32 protein-coding genes are annotated in these 20,206 nt (G+C 40.2%); 3 read left to right on the top strand and 29 right to left on the bottom strand.

All coding sequences use genetic code 11. The features are described 5' to 3' along the window. Positions 1 to 124: 124 nt before the first annotated feature. Positions 125 to 316 (top strand): YqaE/Pmp3 family membrane protein, encoded by a 192-nt coding sequence (locus ACWPWK_RS17950; RefSeq protein WP_004242485.1) that lies wholly within the window; start codon positions 125 to 127, stop codon positions 314 to 316. A gap of 24 nt (positions 317 to 340) precedes the next feature. Here ACWPWK_RS17950 and ACWPWK_RS17945 read toward each other — a convergent pair whose 3' ends face one another. From ACWPWK_RS17945 to ACWPWK_RS17860, 18 genes are all read right to left on the bottom strand, one after another. After that, positions 341 to 571, bottom strand: coding sequence for a phage tail assembly protein T (locus tag ACWPWK_RS17945; RefSeq protein ID WP_279629300.1), 231 nt, complete (start codon positions 569 to 571; stop codon positions 341 to 343). A gap of 44 nt (positions 572 to 615) precedes the next feature. Further along, positions 616 to 1,032 carry a hypothetical protein gene (locus ACWPWK_RS17940; protein ID WP_036935195.1) on the bottom strand — a complete coding sequence of 139 codons (417 nt, stop codon included), beginning with the start codon at positions 1,030 to 1,032 and terminating at the stop codon, positions 616 to 618. Positions 1,033 to 1,096: 64 nt separating this feature from the next. Next, entirely contained in the window at positions 1,097 to 1,762 is a 666-nt protein-coding gene (locus ACWPWK_RS17935; RefSeq protein ID WP_109372566.1) for a hypothetical protein, read from the bottom strand. Between the two features lie 9 nt (positions 1,763 to 1,771). Further along, positions 1,772 to 2,113, bottom strand: a complete 342-nt coding sequence (gene gp17 / locus ACWPWK_RS17930; RefSeq protein WP_109372567.1) for a tail completion protein gp17 — start codon at positions 2,111 to 2,113, stop codon at positions 1,772 to 1,774. 5 nt (positions 2,114 to 2,118) lie between these two features. Continuing rightward, a complete protein-coding gene (locus tag ACWPWK_RS17925; protein ID WP_109372568.1) occupies positions 2,119 to 2,592 on the bottom strand; it encodes an HK97-gp10 family putative phage morphogenesis protein in 474 nt (157 codons plus the stop codon). Next, positions 2,582 to 2,911 carry a phage head closure protein gene (locus tag ACWPWK_RS17920; protein WP_109372569.1) on the bottom strand — a complete coding sequence of 110 codons (330 nt, stop codon included), beginning with the start codon at positions 2,909 to 2,911 and terminating at the stop codon, positions 2,582 to 2,584. Before ACWPWK_RS17920 ends, ACWPWK_RS17925 begins: the two co-directional genes overlap by 11 nt. After that, complete coding sequence (locus tag ACWPWK_RS17915) at positions 2,911 to 3,210, bottom strand: head-tail connector protein (RefSeq protein WP_036937611.1); 300 nt, start codon at positions 3,208 to 3,210, stop codon at positions 2,911 to 2,913. The genes ACWPWK_RS17920 and ACWPWK_RS17915 overlap by 1 nt, the downstream gene beginning before the upstream one ends. Before the next feature lie 38 nt (positions 3,211 to 3,248). Further along, positions 3,249 to 4,415 carry a phage major capsid protein gene (locus tag ACWPWK_RS17910; protein ID WP_087802799.1) on the bottom strand — a complete coding sequence of 389 codons (1,167 nt, stop codon included), beginning with the start codon at positions 4,413 to 4,415 and terminating at the stop codon, positions 3,249 to 3,251. Between the two features lie 3 nt (positions 4,416 to 4,418). Beyond that, the gene (locus tag ACWPWK_RS17905) at positions 4,419 to 5,087 is read right to left on the bottom strand and encodes an HK97 family phage prohead protease (RefSeq protein ID WP_004242476.1); all 669 of its coding nucleotides are present in this window, start codon (positions 5,085 to 5,087) and stop codon (positions 4,419 to 4,421) included. 17 nt (positions 5,088 to 5,104) lie between these two features. After that, a complete protein-coding gene (locus ACWPWK_RS17900; RefSeq protein WP_004242475.1) occupies positions 5,105 to 6,373 on the bottom strand; it encodes a phage portal protein in 1,269 nt (422 codons plus the stop codon). Continuing rightward, on the bottom strand, positions 6,373 to 8,106 hold the full coding sequence (locus ACWPWK_RS17895) for a terminase large subunit (protein ID WP_072071173.1): 1,734 nt from the start codon (positions 8,104 to 8,106) through the stop codon (positions 6,373 to 6,375). Before ACWPWK_RS17895 ends, ACWPWK_RS17900 begins: the two co-directional genes overlap by 1 nt. Further along, entirely contained in the window at positions 8,060 to 8,527 is a 468-nt protein-coding gene (locus ACWPWK_RS17890; protein WP_109372570.1) for a phage terminase small subunit P27 family, read from the bottom strand. The genes ACWPWK_RS17895 and ACWPWK_RS17890 overlap by 47 nt, the downstream gene beginning before the upstream one ends. A gap of 117 nt (positions 8,528 to 8,644) precedes the next feature. After that, positions 8,645 to 8,983 (bottom strand): HNH endonuclease, encoded by a 339-nt coding sequence (locus ACWPWK_RS17885; protein ID WP_099073720.1) that lies wholly within the window; start codon positions 8,981 to 8,983, stop codon positions 8,645 to 8,647. 560 nt (positions 8,984 to 9,543) lie between these two features. Further along, on the bottom strand, positions 9,544 to 10,005 hold the full coding sequence (locus tag ACWPWK_RS17880; protein ID WP_109372571.1) for a lysis protein: 462 nt from the start codon (positions 10,003 to 10,005) through the stop codon (positions 9,544 to 9,546). A gap of 2 nt (positions 10,006 to 10,007) precedes the next feature. Beyond that, positions 10,008 to 10,166 carry a hypothetical protein gene (locus ACWPWK_RS17875; RefSeq protein WP_167392482.1) on the bottom strand — a complete coding sequence of 53 codons (159 nt, stop codon included), beginning with the start codon at positions 10,164 to 10,166 and terminating at the stop codon, positions 10,008 to 10,010. After that, positions 10,148 to 10,618, bottom strand: a complete 471-nt coding sequence (locus ACWPWK_RS17870; protein ID WP_109372572.1) for a lysozyme — start codon at positions 10,616 to 10,618, stop codon at positions 10,148 to 10,150. The genes ACWPWK_RS17875 and ACWPWK_RS17870 overlap by 19 nt, the downstream gene beginning before the upstream one ends. Then, complete coding sequence (locus ACWPWK_RS17865) at positions 10,618 to 10,887, bottom strand: phage holin family protein (protein ID WP_109372573.1); 270 nt, start codon at positions 10,885 to 10,887, stop codon at positions 10,618 to 10,620. Before ACWPWK_RS17865 ends, ACWPWK_RS17870 begins: the two co-directional genes overlap by 1 nt. Positions 10,888 to 10,952: 65 nt before the next feature. After that, on the bottom strand, positions 10,953 to 11,375 hold the full coding sequence (locus ACWPWK_RS17860) for a hypothetical protein (protein ID WP_109372574.1): 423 nt from the start codon (positions 11,373 to 11,375) through the stop codon (positions 10,953 to 10,955). Positions 11,376 to 11,779: 404 nt separating this feature from the next. Between ACWPWK_RS17860 and ACWPWK_RS17855 the strand changes: the two genes are divergently transcribed. Both ACWPWK_RS17855 and ACWPWK_RS17850 read left to right on the top strand, forming a co-directional pair. After that, on the top strand, positions 11,780 to 12,508 hold the full coding sequence (locus ACWPWK_RS17855) for an abortive infection system antitoxin AbiGi family protein (RefSeq protein ID WP_196556816.1): 729 nt from the start codon (positions 11,780 to 11,782) through the stop codon (positions 12,506 to 12,508). 88 nt (positions 12,509 to 12,596) lie between these two features. Then, a complete protein-coding gene (locus ACWPWK_RS17850; protein WP_109372575.1) occupies positions 12,597 to 13,769 on the top strand; it encodes a hypothetical protein in 1,173 nt (390 codons plus the stop codon). 343 nt (positions 13,770 to 14,112) lie between these two features. On the opposite strand, the gene ACWPWK_RS17845 is transcribed toward ACWPWK_RS17850, so the two are convergent. From ACWPWK_RS17845 to ACWPWK_RS17795, 11 genes are all read right to left on the bottom strand, one after another. Further along, complete coding sequence (locus ACWPWK_RS17845) at positions 14,113 to 14,571, bottom strand: Hsp20 family protein (protein WP_063109079.1); 459 nt, start codon at positions 14,569 to 14,571, stop codon at positions 14,113 to 14,115. Between the two features lie 183 nt (positions 14,572 to 14,754). Continuing rightward, positions 14,755 to 14,919, bottom strand: coding sequence for a cold shock small protein YmcF (ymcF, locus tag ACWPWK_RS17840; RefSeq protein ID WP_109372576.1), 165 nt, complete (start codon positions 14,917 to 14,919; stop codon positions 14,755 to 14,757). Then, entirely contained in the window at positions 14,903 to 15,115 is a 213-nt protein-coding gene (gene cspE, locus ACWPWK_RS17835; RefSeq protein WP_004244726.1) for a transcription antiterminator/RNA stability regulator CspE, read from the bottom strand. The genes ymcF and cspE overlap by 17 nt, the downstream gene beginning before the upstream one ends. A gap of 340 nt (positions 15,116 to 15,455) precedes the next feature. Continuing rightward, positions 15,456 to 15,854 (bottom strand): antiterminator Q family protein, encoded by a 399-nt coding sequence (locus ACWPWK_RS17830; RefSeq protein WP_454209228.1) that lies wholly within the window; start codon positions 15,852 to 15,854, stop codon positions 15,456 to 15,458. A gap of 52 nt (positions 15,855 to 15,906) precedes the next feature. Next, positions 15,907 to 16,548, bottom strand: a complete 642-nt coding sequence (locus ACWPWK_RS17825) for a recombination protein NinG (protein ID WP_167392485.1) — start codon at positions 16,546 to 16,548, stop codon at positions 15,907 to 15,909. Positions 16,549 to 16,578: 30 nt separating this feature from the next. Beyond that, positions 16,579 to 17,028, bottom strand: coding sequence for a hypothetical protein (locus ACWPWK_RS17820; RefSeq protein ID WP_109372579.1), 450 nt, complete (start codon positions 17,026 to 17,028; stop codon positions 16,579 to 16,581). 25 nt (positions 17,029 to 17,053) lie between these two features. Then, positions 17,054 to 18,439: a replicative DNA helicase gene (locus ACWPWK_RS17815; RefSeq protein WP_109372580.1), complete on the bottom strand. Its 1,386-nt coding sequence runs from the start codon at positions 18,437 to 18,439 to the stop codon at positions 17,054 to 17,056. After that, positions 18,439 to 19,206 (bottom strand): helix-turn-helix domain-containing protein, encoded by a 768-nt coding sequence (locus ACWPWK_RS17810; protein WP_109374413.1) that lies wholly within the window; start codon positions 19,204 to 19,206, stop codon positions 18,439 to 18,441. The genes ACWPWK_RS17815 and ACWPWK_RS17810 overlap by 1 nt, the downstream gene beginning before the upstream one ends. Continuing rightward, complete coding sequence (locus tag ACWPWK_RS17805) at positions 19,203 to 19,376, bottom strand: hypothetical protein (RefSeq protein WP_004251793.1); 174 nt, start codon at positions 19,374 to 19,376, stop codon at positions 19,203 to 19,205. Before ACWPWK_RS17805 ends, ACWPWK_RS17810 begins: the two co-directional genes overlap by 4 nt. Positions 19,377 to 19,471: 95 nt before the next feature. Then, positions 19,472 to 19,819, bottom strand: a complete 348-nt coding sequence (locus ACWPWK_RS17800; RefSeq protein ID WP_004247478.1) for a hypothetical protein — start codon at positions 19,817 to 19,819, stop codon at positions 19,472 to 19,474. Positions 19,820 to 19,961: 142 nt separating this feature from the next. Beyond that, on the bottom strand, positions 19,962 to 20,189 hold the full coding sequence (locus tag ACWPWK_RS17795) for a transcriptional regulator (protein WP_004251796.1): 228 nt from the start codon (positions 20,187 to 20,189) through the stop codon (positions 19,962 to 19,964). Positions 20,190 to 20,206: the final 17 nt, after the last annotated feature.

Here is a 20,206-nt window from a genome sequence, read left to right as displayed (position 1 = left end):
ATTAATTCCTAAACCTGAATAGAATTAAGATTTTCACACCATAAATGTGTAATAAATCAATTATATTCACTATTAATTTAATTATTGATAAACTGAAATTTCGAATAATAGAGGGGGGGGTTTTATGAGACTTATTCTGGCGTTATTACTACCTTGGTTACAATTTTTCACGATTGGTCGCCCATTTGCTGGCATCTTCTGCCTTATCCTACAAATCACCTTAATTGGATGGATCCCTGCGGCTATCTGGTCGGTTTATGCCCTTTCTCAATACAATACGGATAAAAAAATTGAGAAAATGTCTCGCGGTGGTTAACGATTAAGCCCCACAGATGTGGGGCTATCGATTAGCTAATACACTCTCAGTGACGTTATCCCACAGCTCTTCTTCCGTGATTTTCTTCGTCCACATCGGCATAAAATCCATCAATTCAGGCGGAGACGTTTTCGGATCACGATTTATCATCGCGAGAAGATGCGCCACTTGTGCCATCCGATAATCCTCTCGCCATAAACCAAAGGGCTGTTTGCGATAAAAGGCCTCATATTCACACAAGTGGCTTTCGGGCATTTGCTCGATTTCTGCGAGCGTTTTTCCCAGTGCCAGCGACAATATCAGTTGGAATTGTCGCCGTTCTCCAAGTTTTTTTCGCTGTTCCCCACTTCGGCCGTAAACACCGCATTAGAGAACCCTTGTCCTAAACGATTAAGACCTTTTAAGTCTTCTTCATTTTCAGCATCAAAAAGCAGTTCCCCTTTTTCATCACATAACTTAAAGGCCAACATTCTGGCGACATCATATTCATCGTAGACACGATTTATCGCCTCATTAAATTGTTCGGGATCGTCTTCATCTAAATAAATATCCTGCGCTTCGGCGAGCTTAATTTTAATTTGGCGAAGTTTGCGCTGAATATAATTCATGGTGCCAACATCCAGCTCTTTGACATAAAAGGTGTTGTCTAAATAGGTAAAAGGCGTCACTTTCAGTGCTTGGTTTAACACTAATTCACGCAATAACGCGTTAGACATAATCACTCCTAAGATTTTTTATCGAGAAGGGAGAAGAGAAATAATGAGGTGGATGAGTTACGGGTTATTTCTTCGTATTCAAATAATCACGGCCAGACAATTTAATCGAAATCCCCGAATCCATCATTTGTCCTACACTGCCATCAATGTTCATGCCCGTTTCGACGGAGCCGTAATAAAACATGGAGCCTTCATCTCGCGTTAAGACCATTTTCACTGCGAATTTTTCTTTGCTGTTTTCATATTTACGCAAGAGTCGTTGCACCTCACTGGAGCTATACCGTAAGAAAAAGGTCAATTTAATTGAGCCGTATTCCGTATCACCGGATTCATATTCCTTGCCATCACTGCAAATGGTGGTGACATCAATTTGTTCGGTCGTTGAACCGTCTTTGCTGAAACTTTTTACCGCACAAAAGTTATTAGACCATTGAATACGTTGTGCTTTGGCGTTTGCAAAATCCGTAGGTAGCGTTTTATCACTCCAATCCACTTCGTCACACAGGGTCACTTTGTCGCCATCAACCTGTGCAACAGGAAAACGCCCATCTAACTCCCCTAAACCCGATAACATAATCATGTCATCCGCTTTCAACTTATTATTGGCGATGGTAATGGTTGCCGGTGATAACGTCGCTTCCGTCACGGTCATCGCCTCTCCTAAGCCTGTTTGCACAAAGATCTTCGTGCCGAGGAAAGGTGTCGCTTTATGGTTTTTTGACTTTGCCATATCCATTCCTTATTTATCTGATGAAATCATTAATTCAAGAACAAGCCGATGCAATTTGACATCCGCTTCATACCCAAAGACCGCATTCACCCGTTGTGCAAACGGGATTGTCGCAACAATCTGAGCCTCAATTTTTTTACGCAATACCATGAGAGGTTGTGGCTGTGGCGCATACACATCAAGTTGCACGCGATAGTTATCTAAATCCGCATCCTCCAGCGCACTGTTAGGCGTGATGCTGGCAAACTGGATCACAATGGCGGGATAATGCCCTTTGCCTTCGGGTAATACCTGAAAAAAAACCCTTCCATCTACAAGCGGTGAAAGGGTCTCTTTTAATTGCTGTATCATGATCTCTACCTTGTTTTTTCAATATCCTCTTTGAGTGTTTGAATAATCACTTTGGCCGTTGCTTCCTTTTTTGCTTCAAAGCTGGGGCGCATAAACGGTTGTGCGGGCATCTTGGCGGTGCCAAACTCGACAAACCACCAATAAAACGGATCATTTGGGTTCAATGCTGCACTTTTTCCCGTTGCCTGTTTAAAGGCGGACACCTTTTTACCCGATAATGATTTCACCCAAATGCGCGTTTTGACTTGGCCATTACGCTGCACTTTCGTTTTAGAACGAATATTGCGCTTGATAGTGCCTTTGCGTCGATGAGGCACCGTTTCCTTAAGGATAGGCACTCGATGTTTGATTTCCTGCTTTAACGCCGAAGCGCCTGCATTCATCGCCTTACGCGCACTTTGATTTCTGGTTTTGCGGGCGATGTCTTGCATTCGTTGAGCGAGTTCAGACAATCCACTGATTTTAATCTCACCCATCATTCACGCCCTCTTTGCACATTAATTGAAGCTCACGATGACGCTCATAAGGGTCAATAATCGAAATAATATTAAATATTCGCTTACCCCATACAATACGCATCGAGGTATCAATATCAGCAATATAGCGAATAAGAATTCGCGTTGTGGCCTCACTTTGTACTTGCTGAGCTTGAAAATATTCTCGCCCTTGATAAGGCATGATCGCTGCACGTACTTTTGTCGCATGATCCGTCCAAATCACATCATTGCCACTGATGGCATCAGGCGCCAATACTGGTTTTTGAATATGAATAGTGTGGCGTAATCGTCCCGGATCCATTAACTACCTCGCCAATTTCGACAAAGCAGTAACAATCGTTCTACTGCTTTATTTTCATATAACAGAATTTCACTTTGGCTGGTTCGATGTTCAAACATATCCCCCAGCACCAAAAGCATGGCAGATTTCACTTCATAAGGGATATCATCAGGTGATTTCCATGCTGGTTCATCACACCATCTCAAACAATAATTTAATGCGCTTTGAGCATAAAATAGAATCTGCTCATCACGATCATCACCGCTGTATTCGAGATGCTGTTTTAATAAAGAAAGAGGAATGACATCTAAGATATTCATGATGTAATACGGGATAGTTACCTACCCCGACCTATTACTTAAGCACTTCTTCCAGACGTTGGAAAAGTCCCTTTAATTAAGGCTTGAGGGCGATAATGGGCTAATGCTAAACGTTCTTCACACAAAATGGTCAGCATATTCTTCACGAAATTATCACGATCTTCTCGACTCACTTCGATAACCGCATTCATTCGATCCCATACTTGAGACGCCAAATCAAATGCACCAACAGTAAACTCACCTTGTTTTTGTGCTTTTGTGGGAACAACAGGTAATCCCCACATTACATTTGAAGTAAACGCTTGTGGGCCACCAAAAATATAACGCCCTTCTTTATCTTTCATTAACGCAATGGCATGCCAATCACGAGGATTTAAAATAATACCGGAGGCACTAAATTCAGATTCTGTCACCTGATAAATGGCATGAGCAATCAGATCAGCATGCGTGTCACCCGTAGCACTCAACGTGGTATCATAGGCAGTGGCAACATGATTAATCCCCGTCAAATTATCCGCAGTACCGTCACCATTAAGTAATTGCTCCTCTTCCACTAATGCTAAGCCATACAATAAGCGATTATTAACGTAAGACTGTAACTGCACAGCATCATCCATCACTTGGCGAGACGCTTGGATCCAATGAGCAATAGTGATCACATTTGCCGTTTGTTTTTCAAAAGTCAGATTAGATTCTGGTTTCTGTGCCTTTTCTTTCACGGGTGCCGCGCTATTGGTAAACAATTTTTCGCGTACATATTCCAGTGAGTTACTGGAAATACGACCTTGTGCTAATAAATCGCGGATAACTAAACGACGCATACCCGGCATAATAATACCCGGTACTTGCATCGGCTGAATGAGAACACCGGCTGAACTCGCATCACTGCCTAATGATTTATTAAAAGTTTTCACTTCATAAGAAGCCTGACTCCCATTCCATGATTTTGTCAGCGCTTCTGCTGCTCGCTCAGAAAAATCTTTTTTCACATTAGGATCATCAGCGCTCGTTGCCCCTTTCTGCTCTAAATCAAACAGACGTTCACCGGCTTTTTTTAATTCCTCTTGAACTAAGACTAAATCTGTTTGTAATTGCTTTGAAACTGCGCCAGTAGCTTCAATTTCTTTCTTCTGTGCATCGAAGAGCTCTTGCACCTTTTTTTGTGATCCTTCGATGGCTTCTTGGATAATAGCTAAGTCAGACATATTCTATCCTTTCAGATTAAATGCATTAATTTGGTTAACAATGGATGCGACTAGGGATTGTTGAGTGTCATCGGACTCACTCCGAATAGCGGATTTGAAGCGGGAAATAAAACCGACTGCTTCTGATTTTGATAAACCGGCTGACTCTCTCAGCCAATCCTCAATATCTCGGATCGTTAATAACCCATCAATGCTCTTGAGTGATGAAACCTGTGCTTGGTCATTAGCGGGAAATGTACAAATACTAATTTCACGTAACAGGGAGATATTTTTAAAAATACGACCTGAAGGTGTTCGCTCAAAGTCATTACGCAGACAACCGAATCCGATAGAAAGCCCGTCAACCGTGCCATGCTTCATTGCCGCTTTTAGATCTTGAGCCGCACTATGACCGGGTGTCAGTTGTCCTCTCACTCGTAATCCTTTTTGATCTTCCTCCATGTACTCCCATTTCCCCACAGGAAGCTCCCAGACTCGATGGTTATAAAACATAGCGACTTTTTGTTTTTGCTTATCTAAAACATGCTTAAACGCACCGGGTAAAATAATGTCACCATCGGAATCTTGATGACTAAATACAGAGGCATAACCTTCGAAAACGCCTTGTGTGCCATCACCCGTAAATTTGATTTCCGCTTCATCAAAATTCAGTGTTTTTCTAATATCAGGCATTGAACCCCCATAAATAATTAAGCCCCACTTTCGTGAGGCTCTTTATTGAGTTGGTTAATCGGTAAATATTGTGCTTGCCGGTAAGCGACATCTCCACCTTCAAGAGGAGGATAATTATCGAGCCGTCGCATTTCATTAATAGTTCTTAGCCCCGATTCTCCCATCGCTTTCATAAACGCGGCGCGTGAAGTAGAATCGCCTCGCAATAATCCATCAAGGTTATGTTCAGCATGGTATTTTCCCACTTCGGGGGGTTTTAGAAGCCAACGCGCAATGCAGTTTTCCCATCGGGAGATATAGGGTTGTAAGGTATATTGAAGAAAACCTAAGTTTTGTTGCTCAATACCTGTTCCCCAACTTGTTGATTTTTCAACATCGCCGACTAAATGCGGGGGAACACCAAAGAAACGGGCTAATTCACTGACTTGAAATTTGCGGGAAGACATTGTTTCTGCATCTTGAGGACTAACACCAATATCTTGTGCTTGAAATCCCCCTTCTAAGATCCACAATCGTTTTTTAACGGGACCACCCGCAATTTCTTTGAAATTCTCTTCAAGTTGGCTACGTTGCTCTTTATTCAATACCTTATCGCCCGTTGTCAGAATTTTAGGAGACTTAGCCCCATTAGCGTAAAACTCACGTTGTTGATCTTCCATCGCAACGGCCGTGCTTGCTGTCTTACACGCATAAGCAATCGGCGACAATCCGACTAATCCATTAAAACCAAACCCTTTTAAATGAAAAATTTCATGTTGTTTAAATTTCGCAAACTCATGATCACGCTGATATTTATAGATAATATTCTTCCCCTCCATGCGTACATCCATATTGGCAGACAACAGAGGAAGCAAGCTAATCACATCACCCACTTTATTTCGCTCAATCAACGCGAAAGCATTACCATAAAAGCAAAGCTGCATAGTCATTGCCTCTCGGAATTCTTGAGCGGTCATATATTGATTGGGCGAATATCGCAGTAATCGAGCCAATGGGTTACTTAAATCAACTTTGGTTCTATTTCCCTGTTTATCCGTTTCGAACACATCCAGTGGCAAACAAGCCGTTAACGTCGAAATTAAGCTAACACAACGCCAAACCGTGGATATTTGGAGTATTCGCTCATCATTTACAGAAGAATCACCAAGCGAGCCTTGCGCTGAGATAGCGCCTGATTGTGAACCTTGTTCAGGTGTCACAAGTCTTCCCCCAACAAAGAAGGAAGCTAGACGCGCAAACCAACCATGATTAGTGCGCAAATCGATTGAATATTGTTTATCTGTCATCACATACTCAATGGGTTAGAGAAAAAATCTTCAAGGTTGCCATCATCAACCTCACCTTCCGCAGCACCAATCGCCATTGCTGATGCCACCACACCATCAATTCGACCGGTGCTTTTTTTCTTGGCAAAGACGCGGTTATCTTTTTGGTCAGCCTCAAGCACAGCAGATGCGGCATTCCATCTCAAACAAGGATTGGTGTGGATCTCAATCTTCTTGTCATCAATTAGCTGTTCAAACAGTTCGATAGAGTGTGGCATCCATAGCCCTGAATCTTTGGCTTTGTAATATCCTTGTCCATGCGGAGTTAAAGGAACCGTCACACCCGCTTCATCGAGTTTGGGTTCAAGGTATTTAATGCGATAAGGGTCAAAGGCAATGGCTCTCATGCTGACGTGCATCGCCATTTCAGCAATGCGTTCTGCCACAAATTCATACCTCACCGCATTCCCTGGCGTGGTATGCATAAAACCTTGCCTTACCCATAAGTCGTAGGGCACTCGGTCGGTTTTCGCTCTATCCAATAAAGTGTCTTTGGGTGTCCAAAATTCAACATAAAGACGTTTGAGGCGAGGAAAATACAGGGCTAATGCGGTTAAATCTTTGGTTCCTGATAAGTCCAATCCGCCATAACACTCTTCACCTTGAAGATCATCGAAGGTGAACGTGTTTTCACACTGCATCCATGTTTCACTGTTAATCCACGGATTATCGGCATCCACCCACTGGCAAAAATTAAGCCGACGCACAATGCTTTCTTTTGCGGGCATACCTCGAGCTTGTGTCACTTGTTCACGTAAGTAGCGATCAGAAAAGGTGTAGCCCAATGACGGATTGGCTTTCCCCCAGCAAGACTCATCCTTAAAGGGATCATCGCCCTCATCCAGTGAACAAATATAGGAAAAGAAGCTGTCGTCTTCGATAGTGCCTTCGGCAACTTTTCGTCCGTATTCATGATAGTCATAACACACGCTGGTTTTATCATGCCCACTATTGGTGATCATAAATATCAAGGCTTGTCGCCGACCTTTTGTGCCCGCTCGCATCATCTCAACGGCAGTATTATTTTTATGCTCATGAATTTCATCTATCAGCGCACAATGGGGACGAGGCCCTGATTGCCCATCATCTGAGCTAATCGGGCGAAAGAATGAACTCGTTTTCAAATAAGCCAAGTTCCACTCTTTACCTGTTCCGCCTGATTTGGTGATCCGCTGACTTAATGCGGGAGATTGATCAACCATCGCCACCGCATCACGAAATAAAATCATGGCTTGGTCTTTTTTCGTGGCTGCTGCATACACTTCGGCACGCGGTTCACTGTCGGCGACTAAACAATACAGCCCAACGCCACCCGCCATCGGTGATTTTCCTGAACCTTTGCCCGATTCAACATACACCATGCGAAATCGGCGTGTTCCATCGGTCATTTTCCAACCAAAAATAGAGCCAATCACAAAGCATTGCCAAGGCAATAAAATAAACGGTTTTCCTTCATGCTCCCCGCCATTGAGCTTTAAGACTTTCGCGAAAAAGTCGATCACCCTTTTGACAGCCTCGACATCCCAGACTAATCCTCGTTGCTCGGCTTCGTTTAAGTCTTTGAGATGACGTGCACATGCATGGCGAATATCAGGCCCCGCTAAGATTTTGCCTTGATGCACGTCTTGCGCGTATTGCGTTGCGGGATCAACCGAAATATTGGTTGAGCGGATCTTCCTCTTCTTCTCCACCATCCATCTTCACCTTCGAACGAGCGGCGGGGGTTAAACCAAACTCGACTAAATAACTTTTAAAGCGGCGATCTGCATCAGCCAACATGGCTACGGCAGGATTCGCTTTAATTAAAAAATCCCCTAATTGGGTTTTTGTGGTGTATGTCTTACCTTCAATGGCAATGGTGTCTCGCAATTGAAGAATATCGGCGTAGATATCACACAGCCGTTCTAATGCCAGCGTGTCAGCCACGGTTAAAACGCCCATCCCATCGAGTATTAAGGTTAATTTTGCCCACGCCATTTTCCCCCAATCCGTTAAATGTTCGGGTGGGCTTGGTATTTCACGTTTAGGTTGGGGTTCTTTATCGTTGAGTTTTCGTTTTCCCGGATTACCGGTGACCACCTTCAAGTGGGTCGGTTTCGGGCGTCTTCCTGCCATCGGAACCTCCCAGAAAAAACTTTTCATTTCGCGGTTGTGCACACAAATGAGGGCGCTAGGTAATCAGGGCGAAAGTGTTTGAACTTTTACCCCGCCCCCACCCTGTATTTCATGGTGTTATTGATGCCAATGAGAATTGGGATCGAGTGGAATGCCATCCGCATTACAGCCAATGACTTTGCCACTCTTTTCGATACGTTGTTTGGTTGAGTTATGATGCAGTTCGCATAAGCTTTGAAAGTTCTTTGTATCCCAGAATAAGGCTTGAGCTTTTGCGATACGTTCTTTATCGCCTGATTCAAGTGCTTCTTTAAGACGATGCGGAATAATGTGGTCAACTATTGTGGCAGCAGTAATACGTCCTTGTTCTTCGCACATGACACAGAGCGGATGTTCATTAAGAAACGCTAATCGCACCTTAGCCCAGCGCCCACCATAAACATTACGTTTTTTCATGATTTATTCCATCACAAATTTTCCCCAATAAAAAAGCCACCAGCGGTTAACTGATGGCTATCTGTATATACCACTCAATAAATGACGTTTGTAGATGATGTCTCTCCATCGTCACGCCCCTTCTTCTACCTACAGCTGACGTTGCTGATAATGACCGAAAAATAACAAAACAGTGGTATTCGTTGTTTTTGACTTCTCTTACACACTCAATGTGAGGAGAACATGTCATCGTTAATGTATGAGAACAGCGACAACGCAACGCATTAAAACATCATTACAAGAGGATTATTTTCTAAAAAATAGCGTTGATTATTAACAGATTGGTTTAGTCGATATTGGTAATCTATTGTTTTCACTCATACTAGTGAAAGCCCTGTGGGAGCCCAAACTCACAGGGTTATTTTTATCTTGCGTTTTTTATTTAGGTAAGAAATAGGTTAATCAGAATTATCAATCTGGTATATATACTTACTTAAGCTATACTAACTAAAATCAACCTCGCTATACTCTTACTGATTGGTGTTTAGTTAGTTTGCCCATGCACCCATGCTGGGCTTTTTTTAGTTCACACACTCCACTCTAATGTAATCCTGCAACCCTTTAATCATCTGTTCTGACTCTGCAATTCGCTCTCTGAGTAACCAATAATTTCTGATAGCGGTGTCAGTAGGTCTGGCGGTGGTTGCATAAGCCAAGCGGGTGGCGGGAGTGGTTTTGACTTTGGGACACTCGGCTTTGATGTACACCCGCTCAGGATGATGCTCGCTAATATCACGCAAGCGACTAATTTCATTCTTAGCATTCGCCAACTCCTGCGTATATTGAATATCCAACTGATTTAACCGCATTATGCGTGCTTGATAGTCAGTATTAATAGACTTCTGTTCTTCGAGAGCCACGGCCAGTTTTTTGTTGATATCTGTCAGTGAATTAATCCTATTAGCTTGCCAGTTAATCACCCAATAACTACCCACAATAATGCCTACCATCGCAATGACGGCATAGAGTTTTCCGTATTTCATGATTAGTACCGATGATATGAAAGTGCAATCTGACAGCGCTTTTCTAAACTAACTTGGTCTTTAGTACATGAGTTATCAATCAAGAGATAAATGCCACTAGCGACTGTAATGAGTAATGCAAGGATAAAGCTGATAATGATGATTAAAGGTTTCCATGACATAGTGCTGACTCCGCCTCTCGACGACTGACAAGCCCTCGCCAAACCTTTCCACCAGCATAAACCCAGCGTTTCATTTCTTCACAGGCACCCGCTCTATCACCCGCATTTAGTTTTTTGAGTAATGTTGAGCGAGCAAATGCGGTTGTTCCCACATTAAAAGCAAAGGAATATAAAGCGGCTTTGGTGTAGTCATCGAGTGGTACTTTGATTAATGCATCGACTTGCTGTTGTGTCTTAATAAAATCGTTTTGTAATAACGCATCACATTCTTGTTGTGTGTATCTCTTACCTTGAATAATGTCTTTGCCTGTATGCCCATAGCAAACCGTCAAAACACCTGCCACATCACGATAAGGTTCATAACGCACACCTTCAAAATGGGCTATCACTACTAGCGCAATTGCTGTTGCTCCCGCAGTTGTTATCGTCGCTATTTTCTGTTTGAGAGACATTAAATATCCTTTGGCGCTTTTACCATTAATTCAGCAAACCTTTTTAGGGTTTCAGTTGGGTTTTGTGGGTCAACATGACGAACAAGCTCTTCAAATAATTGAGTGCGCTTTCGTTGTTCTCGACGAGTCATAAAATAAGTAGCTAAACCCAGAACCATGCTAAACGCCATCCCAATAACAAATCCCCATTCATATAACGAGAGGCTGGCAAAAAAGGCCGTTAGACCTGCGGTTCCATAAGTTACATTGGTTAATTTATCCATACGCATAGTCACCCCCAGAGGAGTGTCCGGTGATGATTAGTGTGAGAGAGTTAAAAATGAAACGATAACAATTAGGCGGGTATTAATACTTTAAGTGCCTTTAATAAACTTTCAGGCAACTGCTCTTCAAGTGACGCATTAGAAACAATCACAAGTCCGTACATGGATATCCATGTATTCGTTTGTTGTAACTGTCCTTGAATAAATTGCTTTGCTTTCTCTAACAAATAAATACAGCTCTCTTGTGTGTTTTTGCGCCAATAGGATTCAACCGCCACCAGCAATGGGTCACCTGCATCATTAATCTTTTGTGTGCCGATTCGATATTGCTTTTTACCTGAGGGAGATGTCGTGCAAATTAATTGTGTTAGTTGTTGAGTTTCACCATCAGCCGTATGGATATTCGCCGTTAAAATGACAAAAGTATTCTTTTCACTGTCTGTTTCTGAAGCATAGTGAAGACTAAACTGTAATTCGCTTATCTCTTTTGACATAACATTTACCGATTTATTTGGGTTAATAAGGTGCCGACTCACAGCTCTTGTGTGAACGGTATAAGTGAGTGTTGATTCTGTGGTCGGCGTAGACGGAAAGGCTACAAAGTAACCTTATTTAATTTAGGGTTGAATATATTAATGAGAATAATTATCATTACATATATATCAAATTGACAGGTTTGATATGAATTAGTACGACATGACTTACATTGCTTCTTGCGTTTATTTTATATGCCGATATGACTCCTAGCGTATCGGCATTTTTTTATTGTATTGGGTAGTCCTTTCATACTTGGCTGCCCTCTTAGTGCCAAAAGAGGACGCCTGACCTCCAAATATGTTGTTGAAATTCATTACTTTAAATGACTATTATCGAGTAAGTATATCGCGAGGTATATAAAATGACATATGATAGTCTAAACAAAGGAATGACATTAAATATAGGTAACAACATTATGATAACGCACTTCACTAACGAATTTGAAAAGTTATTAAGTATCATTTCATCTAATTCATTTATATTAAGGTATTGTGGCGAATATTTTGGTGACAAGAATGATAAAGTTGTTTCTAATGCTGCTCACCCCATGGTTTCATTCAGTGGTTATGATACCAACGAGTTAAAAACAAAAATCATAACATATGGTGGATATGGAATATCTCTTCACAAATGTTGGGCATTAAAAAATGGTATAACACCAGTGAACTATATAGAGAAAAATTCCCCAGTAGCATCTGGACTAATAGCGTTGTTAAGGTCACGTCAGTTAAAACAATTACCTAATAATCTTAGATTACCAGTTATTCAGCTAAAGTGTTTTACAAAACATGTCTACGGATATAACAGCTATTTTAATCTTAATAATTATGATTTCGAGTATGAAAAGGAGTGGCGATATGTCCCAACAATTGAGCAAATTAAAAAGAATTTAATTTCCATTAACTTTTCAGCATACGTTAACCGAAAGAACTTTTATAATACGAAAATAGAAAAATATCCTCTTAAATTCTCACGTGAAGATGTTCGATGCATATATATACAAAATGAAAATGAGAAAAAAAAGATAATGTCAATTTTTAATTTCACTGATGATCAAGTAATCATTGCACCTTGGCAAAAAGCAAAATAAATAAAAGCATATCTGATTTCTGCCCATATATAATATTTGATATTCCAAATTTTTTTCATTGACCTATAACTCACTAGAGATGCTAATAATGGATCTGTTCTCAACAAAAATAGCCAAGAATAAGCTTAATGATAGTTTCAAACGTATTTACAAAGATCCCAAATTTGCTCCTGTAAGGGAAGTAATCCAATCTTGGGGAAGTGGACTGCACCAACGCAGTAGCGAGAAAACTAAATTTGTTAATGAGTTTCAGACCACTTTCAACTCTGCATTTTGGGAATTGTATCTGAATGAGATGTTTATTCGCCTCGGTTATTCAGTTGATTATACAAAAGATAGCCCTGATTTTAATGTTACCACACCATCTGGTTACAATTTTAATGTAGAGGCAATGATCTCTGACAGACCTCACAAACCTCCAGTTGGTGATATTTTCAGCGAATCGAAGTTCAAGCATCAATCCACGCTAAAACTTCTCGGGAAGATTAAAGATAAGCATGATCTTTTTACTGGTATTAAGGGCAAGAAGTTCCCGTATTCGACAATGGAACATGTTGTCGGTAAACCATTCGTTCTAGCGCTTGCCCCATTTGATTCCGACTTATCACTAACTCAGAATAATACGATCATCAATCGAGTTTTATTTGGTATCGAAGAACCAACGATGAGAGATCTTGCGAAAGGTCAACAGAGAAAAATCTTATCAATTAAAAAAAATGAGCATAGCGAAATACCATTAGGTATTTTTACAAATGATTCATATAAAGAAATTAGTGCTATTGTATTCTCAACAACGGGTACTTTCGGTAAGGCTGTTGTTCAAAGTGGAATTGGGCGATATATAAGGTCAACAAGATACCGTGCTCTTGATTTAAATCATTTCATTGCCTCTGAAGGTATGAAGAATAAAGGAACTCATACGAAGAAACTTGGTATCGAACATTATTTGAAAACATACCGGACTTTTTACAATAATGAAGTTGTTGGCGCGGATGTTGAGTTATGTCATTCCAGTGACTATACAGAAACGCATTTTGATGGCCTACACGTTTATTACAACCCAAATGCGATAGTGCCTTTGGACAAAGATATTTTCTTCCCTCCAGAAATAACACACAATTTTTATGACATGGCAAGTGATTCGCCTGTGCAGAACCATCCAGATAGAGCATTGGTATCGCGACAAGTTTTTGAACCATCTAAGGCCAGTCTGAGGCATATTATTAAAAACTGGTTCCCTGAGTATATCGGAGATCTATAGGTTGGTCAGGAGTTCAATCTAAGAACCTGCTTTTTCATATATAAATATGCAGGTATTTATTATGATTTACGGAAGCAGATTTTATATATCACACCTCCCAGAGCGACTTACTCTCATATTTACTTCCCCAAATTTTAAGTATCTCGCTTAACTGAATCAGCTACCTTTGGACTTTCCTAGAACTCAGTTTGGTTAACATCCACTCCTCGTTCAAACCAAGCTGTAATTTCTAATAGTATTCTATCTACTCTAGTCGTAGTTAATACAATTTAAAGCCCTGACAAAAACAATTAAGGCCACACATTATGCGTAGCCTTAATCTTATTCACGTTATCTAACTCAATTATTTTTTATCTTTATTCTCTATCGCTATTGTTTGCCGTTTTTCTTCTTCCGGTAACTCATACTCAATAGCAATAGTCAGAAGTCCACTTGATAAATCGGCTTTTTCTATTTTAACATTTTTACCGAGGTCAAACTGCAACGTAAATTGCCCTTGAGATATACCTCGGTGGATCCATTTATCATTGTCTTCTTCTGATTTTTCTTCTTTTTTCCCTTCAATCAATAAACGACTACCTTTTAATGAAACCGATAAGTCATCTTCTTGATATCCAGGCACACTTACTGTCAGTTCATAATGGTTATCATCAATCTGTTTCAGGTTATAAGTCTGTACAGGTGATGCAATGGGCTTACTGCCTGTTAACTGACTAAACAGGCGATCTATCTGATCAAAACGGTTTGAAAGCAAGTTGTCAGATAATGTTGGGAATAATGAAAAAGGTTTAATGTTAGGCATATAACTCCTCCTTCAGTATTTAGTGAATTATGGGTGGTATCTTATTTACCCAAAATATAAATATGAACGAGCAAGTATTTTTCAAGCCCTAAAATCTAAATTTTTTATCTTTGACCAACATGGGATTGTAGATAGCAAAAAACCCCGCCGAAGCGAGGTTTTGTATATTCAACTATTTAATGCTTAACTCATTTGAGCTGTCATCACACTTTTGCAAAAGATACATTTTGCACCGTGTGGATTGTTCACTGTGACATCAAATTGTGATGTTCTATATTGTGAACCGCTACAACAAGGGCATTTAAAATAGAGGCGAATAGTAATAGCGCCTTTAGAGAGCCACCACATTGCCTGCTGCTGGGCCTTTCATACCATTTTCCATGGTGAATGAAACTTGTTGGCCTTCCGCTAATGTTTTGAAGCTATCACTTTGGATTGCAGAGAAATGTACGAAGACATCTTTGCTACCATCAGCTGGAGTAATAAAACCAAAACCTTTACCTTCATCGAACCATTTTACTGTGCCAGTCATTGTATTAGACATAGAATTTCCTTTAATTTATTTAATTTGCCATAAGGCATATGCGGTTTGTTTTGTATTTTTACTTATGGGAATTAATTAGAAGGAATTCACAATGAAGAGGTATCGAGGATAACGCTAAACGGGAACAACTTTAAACTTACTAACATAAATAGGTCTGTACTTCCAAACCAGTGACGCTATTAAGCCATAGAAAAATGCAGATAGCAAACTTTATTTTTTAGCGGTAAGTCAGCTTAAGTAGACCTATAAAAAACACAACCCCGTTATACTCACGAGGTTTTTAATAGATAAGTCATGTAACATTGAAACTATTATTAACACAATATATTGTGTTTTGTAATTACGCAAGACTATAAATGTGGTGTTTTCTAATTATTTTATCCATGTCTAATTTTACGTTATCAACCGATAAACACCCCTCAATAAATCCTTCCGCTGTCTGCAATCGCTTAGCCACTTCGTTATGAGAAATACCAAGTTTTGAAGCCATTGAACGCAAAGGATAATTCTTCACATAGTACATAATAACTAACTGAAACAAGTAACTATTATTTACCTTTAAATGTAATACCGCTTTATTTATTTTTAAGCCATCATCATCAGAACATTGCTCTCGGCTTCGTCTTGAGCTTGGAATTAACCCTTTAAAACCGGCGGCAATTGATGAGTAATCGATACTATTTCCCTCATTAGCACACCACGCTCCCCAACGCGATAAAACTTCCCGCATATCTCTCATACACGCATTCTCCAAACCATTTTTGCCTTATTTATTACTATTGATTAATCATTTACACGTTCATCTCTCTTTCTCGTTTTAATTGCCTCACCTTCTCTCTGTATTTATCGCGTATCTGGATATAATCTTCGCGTCGCCAATGCGGGAGCTCATGAGGTCCTCGTAACCAATCAACTAATTCTTGACCAAATTTTTCGATAAGTTTTTCCTCATACTTTTGACTTACACTGGCATTTTTATGAGTAAATCTCCCTGCTCCGCCATTACATGATTTACATTGCTTATATGCATTACGTTCATCAAATCTCAGCTCAGGGTGTGAACCCACAGATAAAAAATGACCACAATCCCACTGTCCTCCATGTAAATCTGGGGGATTAGTTTCACCACAACTAATACAGGGCTCATCATGATCTCTGAGTCTGATATATTGATTAAACGCAGTTTGAGCTTGTTTGATAAAATATGAGGTAGGTTTTACTGCTAATTTGCGGGCTTTGAGTTTATCTCTTGCTTTGATTTCCTTTTCTCTTTGTGCCTTTTTGAGTTTTACTAACGCTTTTTCTTTTTCCTTATTCCTTCGTTTTATTGCCAGTTCTGCGCCGTGTTCTGGGCAACACCACCAAATATTACTGTATTTGGGATGAAACCATTCTCTACATATTTTACAGCGCCGTCGCCTTAGCGACTTCATTATGTTTTCCTTTGATTTGTCCATCAGCAATTATTCCTCTTGATTTCTTTTCAAACTCATATATTCAGAATTGCTGGGAATGATGATAGGAATTCCCTTATCAATGCACCATTGTTCATGTTTCTCCATCATGTAAAGCATCCTTGCTTTATCCATCTTGCTGGTTTTTTCACGCCCACCGTTTTCATTGCGTCCTAACCAATGTCCAACAAAATATTCGTGAGTTTCCTCATTAGTGATAGGCTTTGATAAAACAATTTCACCGACACCATTTTTAATATCGATAACAACGCCACGTGCACGTAACCACTCGCCCGTGGTTTCCATCCACATACGCCATGTTTTATTCATGGGTATGGTTCTTAAATCACGCCACTCGGTGATTTTGATGCGATAGCGTTTACCTGTTGCCACGATTTCGGAGAGCACTTTGAAAATACTGTTGAGATTGGACTTATGGAGACAGATATCATCTGTCACTTGACCTCCTTTTTACTTTTATGAGTTAAAACGATTTTTCACAATATCTTTTGGGTTCCTTTTTCGGTTGAGCGCGATATGCAGCCATATATTGATCAACTGGTGTAATACTCAATCCTTGTTGATCAACATACACAGTGCCTGTTTTACCGTGTCGATTGAGCCTTAAAATCATTTCGGTCAGCGTTTCATCCGCATTATCGTGGTACACCGCATCACGATAAATGCCTAACCAATAATCACAATCTTGCTCGATTTGTCCTGTGTCTCTTGAATCACTTGGCACGGGACGTTTATCAGCCCTGTTTTCCAATCCTCGATTCAGTTGTACAAGCAACACAACCACCGTATTAAGCTCTTTTGCTAATATTTTTAGCCCCTTAGTGATTTCACCATAGGCAATATCATTACGGTCAGCTTTTCCCGCTTGCATCAGGGTGAGGTAATCGACACCAATAAACCCAATATCACCGACTTTGCGCTTAATTCTCCGACTTTCAGAACGAATGTGTTGTAAGGACATGCCGGGTGTATCATCCACCCAAATATTGGGCTCATCTTTAAGGCGACCGATGGCACTACAAAGCCTATCCCATTCATGCTCTTCTAATTTTTGGTAAAATTTATCTGAATTAATCTGAGTTTGTTGGGCGAGTGTCCGTTCAACAAGCTGTTTGTCTGTCATCTCCATGCTGAACAGCAATACAGTCTTACCTTGTTGTGAGACATTCTTTGCCATTTCAGTGAGAACGGTTGTTTTTCCCATCTTAGGACGAGCACCAATCACAAACAGTGAGCCAATAACAATCTGTTTCGGGCTTAATAGACGGTCAAAATCTTTAAATCCCGTTTTTAATCCTCGATGTTTCTCTGGGTTATCTTGTCGGTCACAAATGTCGGTAAAAACATCATCCAGCACATCATCAATTCGGCGTAATCCTGTTTTTCTCCCCATTTTTCCAAACGACGTGGCTTCATCAAGCAAGCGTTGTGCTTGTTCAATTTTATCCGTAAAACTTAACTCACTTGGCACCATCATGAGTTTTTGAATTTCAACCGTCTTTTCGATAACAAAACGCTGTGCGGAACACTCTCGGATTTTTTTCGCATAAGCCATAATGTTAGCAATACTCGGTGTTTCTCTTGCCATCTCAGCAAGATAGGCAAAACCACCTGATTGATTAATTCGCCCTTTTGACTCCAGATAATCCGTCACCGTCATGATGTCTATTGGCATACGTTGGATATACATTTCTCGCAGAGTGAGATAGATAATTTGATGGTGTCGGGCATAAAAATCTTCAGGCTTTAGCAGTGAGAAAATTGATTGAGCATTGTCACTTTGCGGGTCGAGCAGGAGTCCTCCAATAACATTTTGTTCCGCCATTAAATTATTCGGAACTTGGTTCATCACAGTGCTCCTTCCCTTGTTTTGAGTACCGTTTCAGGTCTGAGTAAATAATCAAAATTCGCTCGCCAACCCCGATTATTTTCGCCGAAATACCAAGCACTCGCCGTTTCCATAAAATAATCAAAATAATTTTTAGCTGATTCAACTGTGGGTTCTTTGAGCTCTTTCAGGAATTTGGATATTGCTCGTTTGCGTTTGTCATTCAGTGATTCGGCATTGGGTAATCTATCCCCTGCCGATTCGTTGAAGGCTTGCATGATTTCCTGATAAGGAATTTTAGCTTGCCGATTAATTGAAATCTGCTTTGCAGGTTTCGAGTCGTCAGACGATAATTTTTTAGAGTTAATTGACTGGTTAAAAGACTGACTGGTTCTGGGTAAAAATTTTTGACTACCCCCTAGTCCAACCGTTTGACTACCGTGGTCAAATTCTTTGACTACCTCTGGTACAGAATTTTGACTAGGTGGTACTGTATTTTGACTACCCTCATCAAGAGATTTAGCCTCCAAATCCAAAATATATAAATTGGAAGTATGCCCCTTATCAGTTTTTCGCGTAACTTTACGAACAAACCCTTTTTTACATAAACTTTTAATGTGGTTTATCGCACTTTGACGGCTAATTTCGCAATGACGTGCAATAGTTTCATAAGAAGGAAAGCACTCGCCTTTATCATTGGCATTATCGGCAAGTTTCAGTAGCACCATTTTTTGTGCTGTACTCCCCACCTGTAATTGCATGGCTTTTGCCATTAGAAGCATACTCATTTTCGCTCTCCTAATAACTTATCCCGATGTGCTTTCCTTAATTTTGCGTCTTTCAATGCTTCCTTTAAACGCTGACAACCCAGTGGGGTTATTTCTTGTAATAGCCTATTTCTCATGATGTTTTTATGCTCATCACAGCCATTAAATTCATGATTTATTCTTTGTCTCATGGTATAATTTCTCCATTCCAAAGCTGTATCAAAAAAGGGAAACCGAAGTTTCCCCTTGTGATAAAAACTGGATATTGATACAGTATATTTGTACGTTAAATGGTGAATTCCATTGAACAACACGCCTCGTTTGTTGCCGCAATCGAGGCGTTTTCTTTTATTTTCATTTGAGAAAGTTCACCCATTTGTTTCCACAAAAATCGGTACTCTTCTTCTGAGATTTTTCGTTCTCCTTCCATCACAAAATCAATAATTCCCGATGCGACAAGTGTTTCGCATATTTCAGGATATTTTTCAGTTCGACGTAAAATTGTTGAATCATGGACACCTAATGTTCTAGCCACAGCAGATTGAGTTTTATTTCTCAATGCTTGCAATGCTGATGCGATTAGGTGATTAGAGATAAATTGATTGAATTGTTTGCGTGTATTTGCGCATTCCATTGTTTAAAGTCCTTATGAGTTAACTAAGGGACAATAATGATCCGTGGCTCATTCCGTATGAGTTGATATTGGGGGAAAAGTTGTCGCTTTATCAGCGACTCCGTAGCAGCCAAAAACTGCGATTGTTAAAGAGCGAATAAAACTATGCAGTTTCTAATTCAGGCCAGATTTTATACCAATCGTCTGGTCTTAAATCTCTGCGTGTGACTGCACCATTTGTTGCTATTTCAATTTCAACACAACGTTTAGGAGAAATAGCACTAACACCAGATGCCATTTGAGAAAGGAAAGACTTCGAAACACCCAATTGGTCAGCTAATTCTTTAGCTCCCCCCCACTCAAGTGAATCTATATATTTTTTTAACTCCATATTTATTCTCCATAAGT

This window comes from Proteus sp. Marseille-Q3619 (assembly GCF_965283115.1).
Note: the sequence above shows the minus strand (reverse complement) of the source record. Positions and strands in the feature narration are given on the sequence as shown.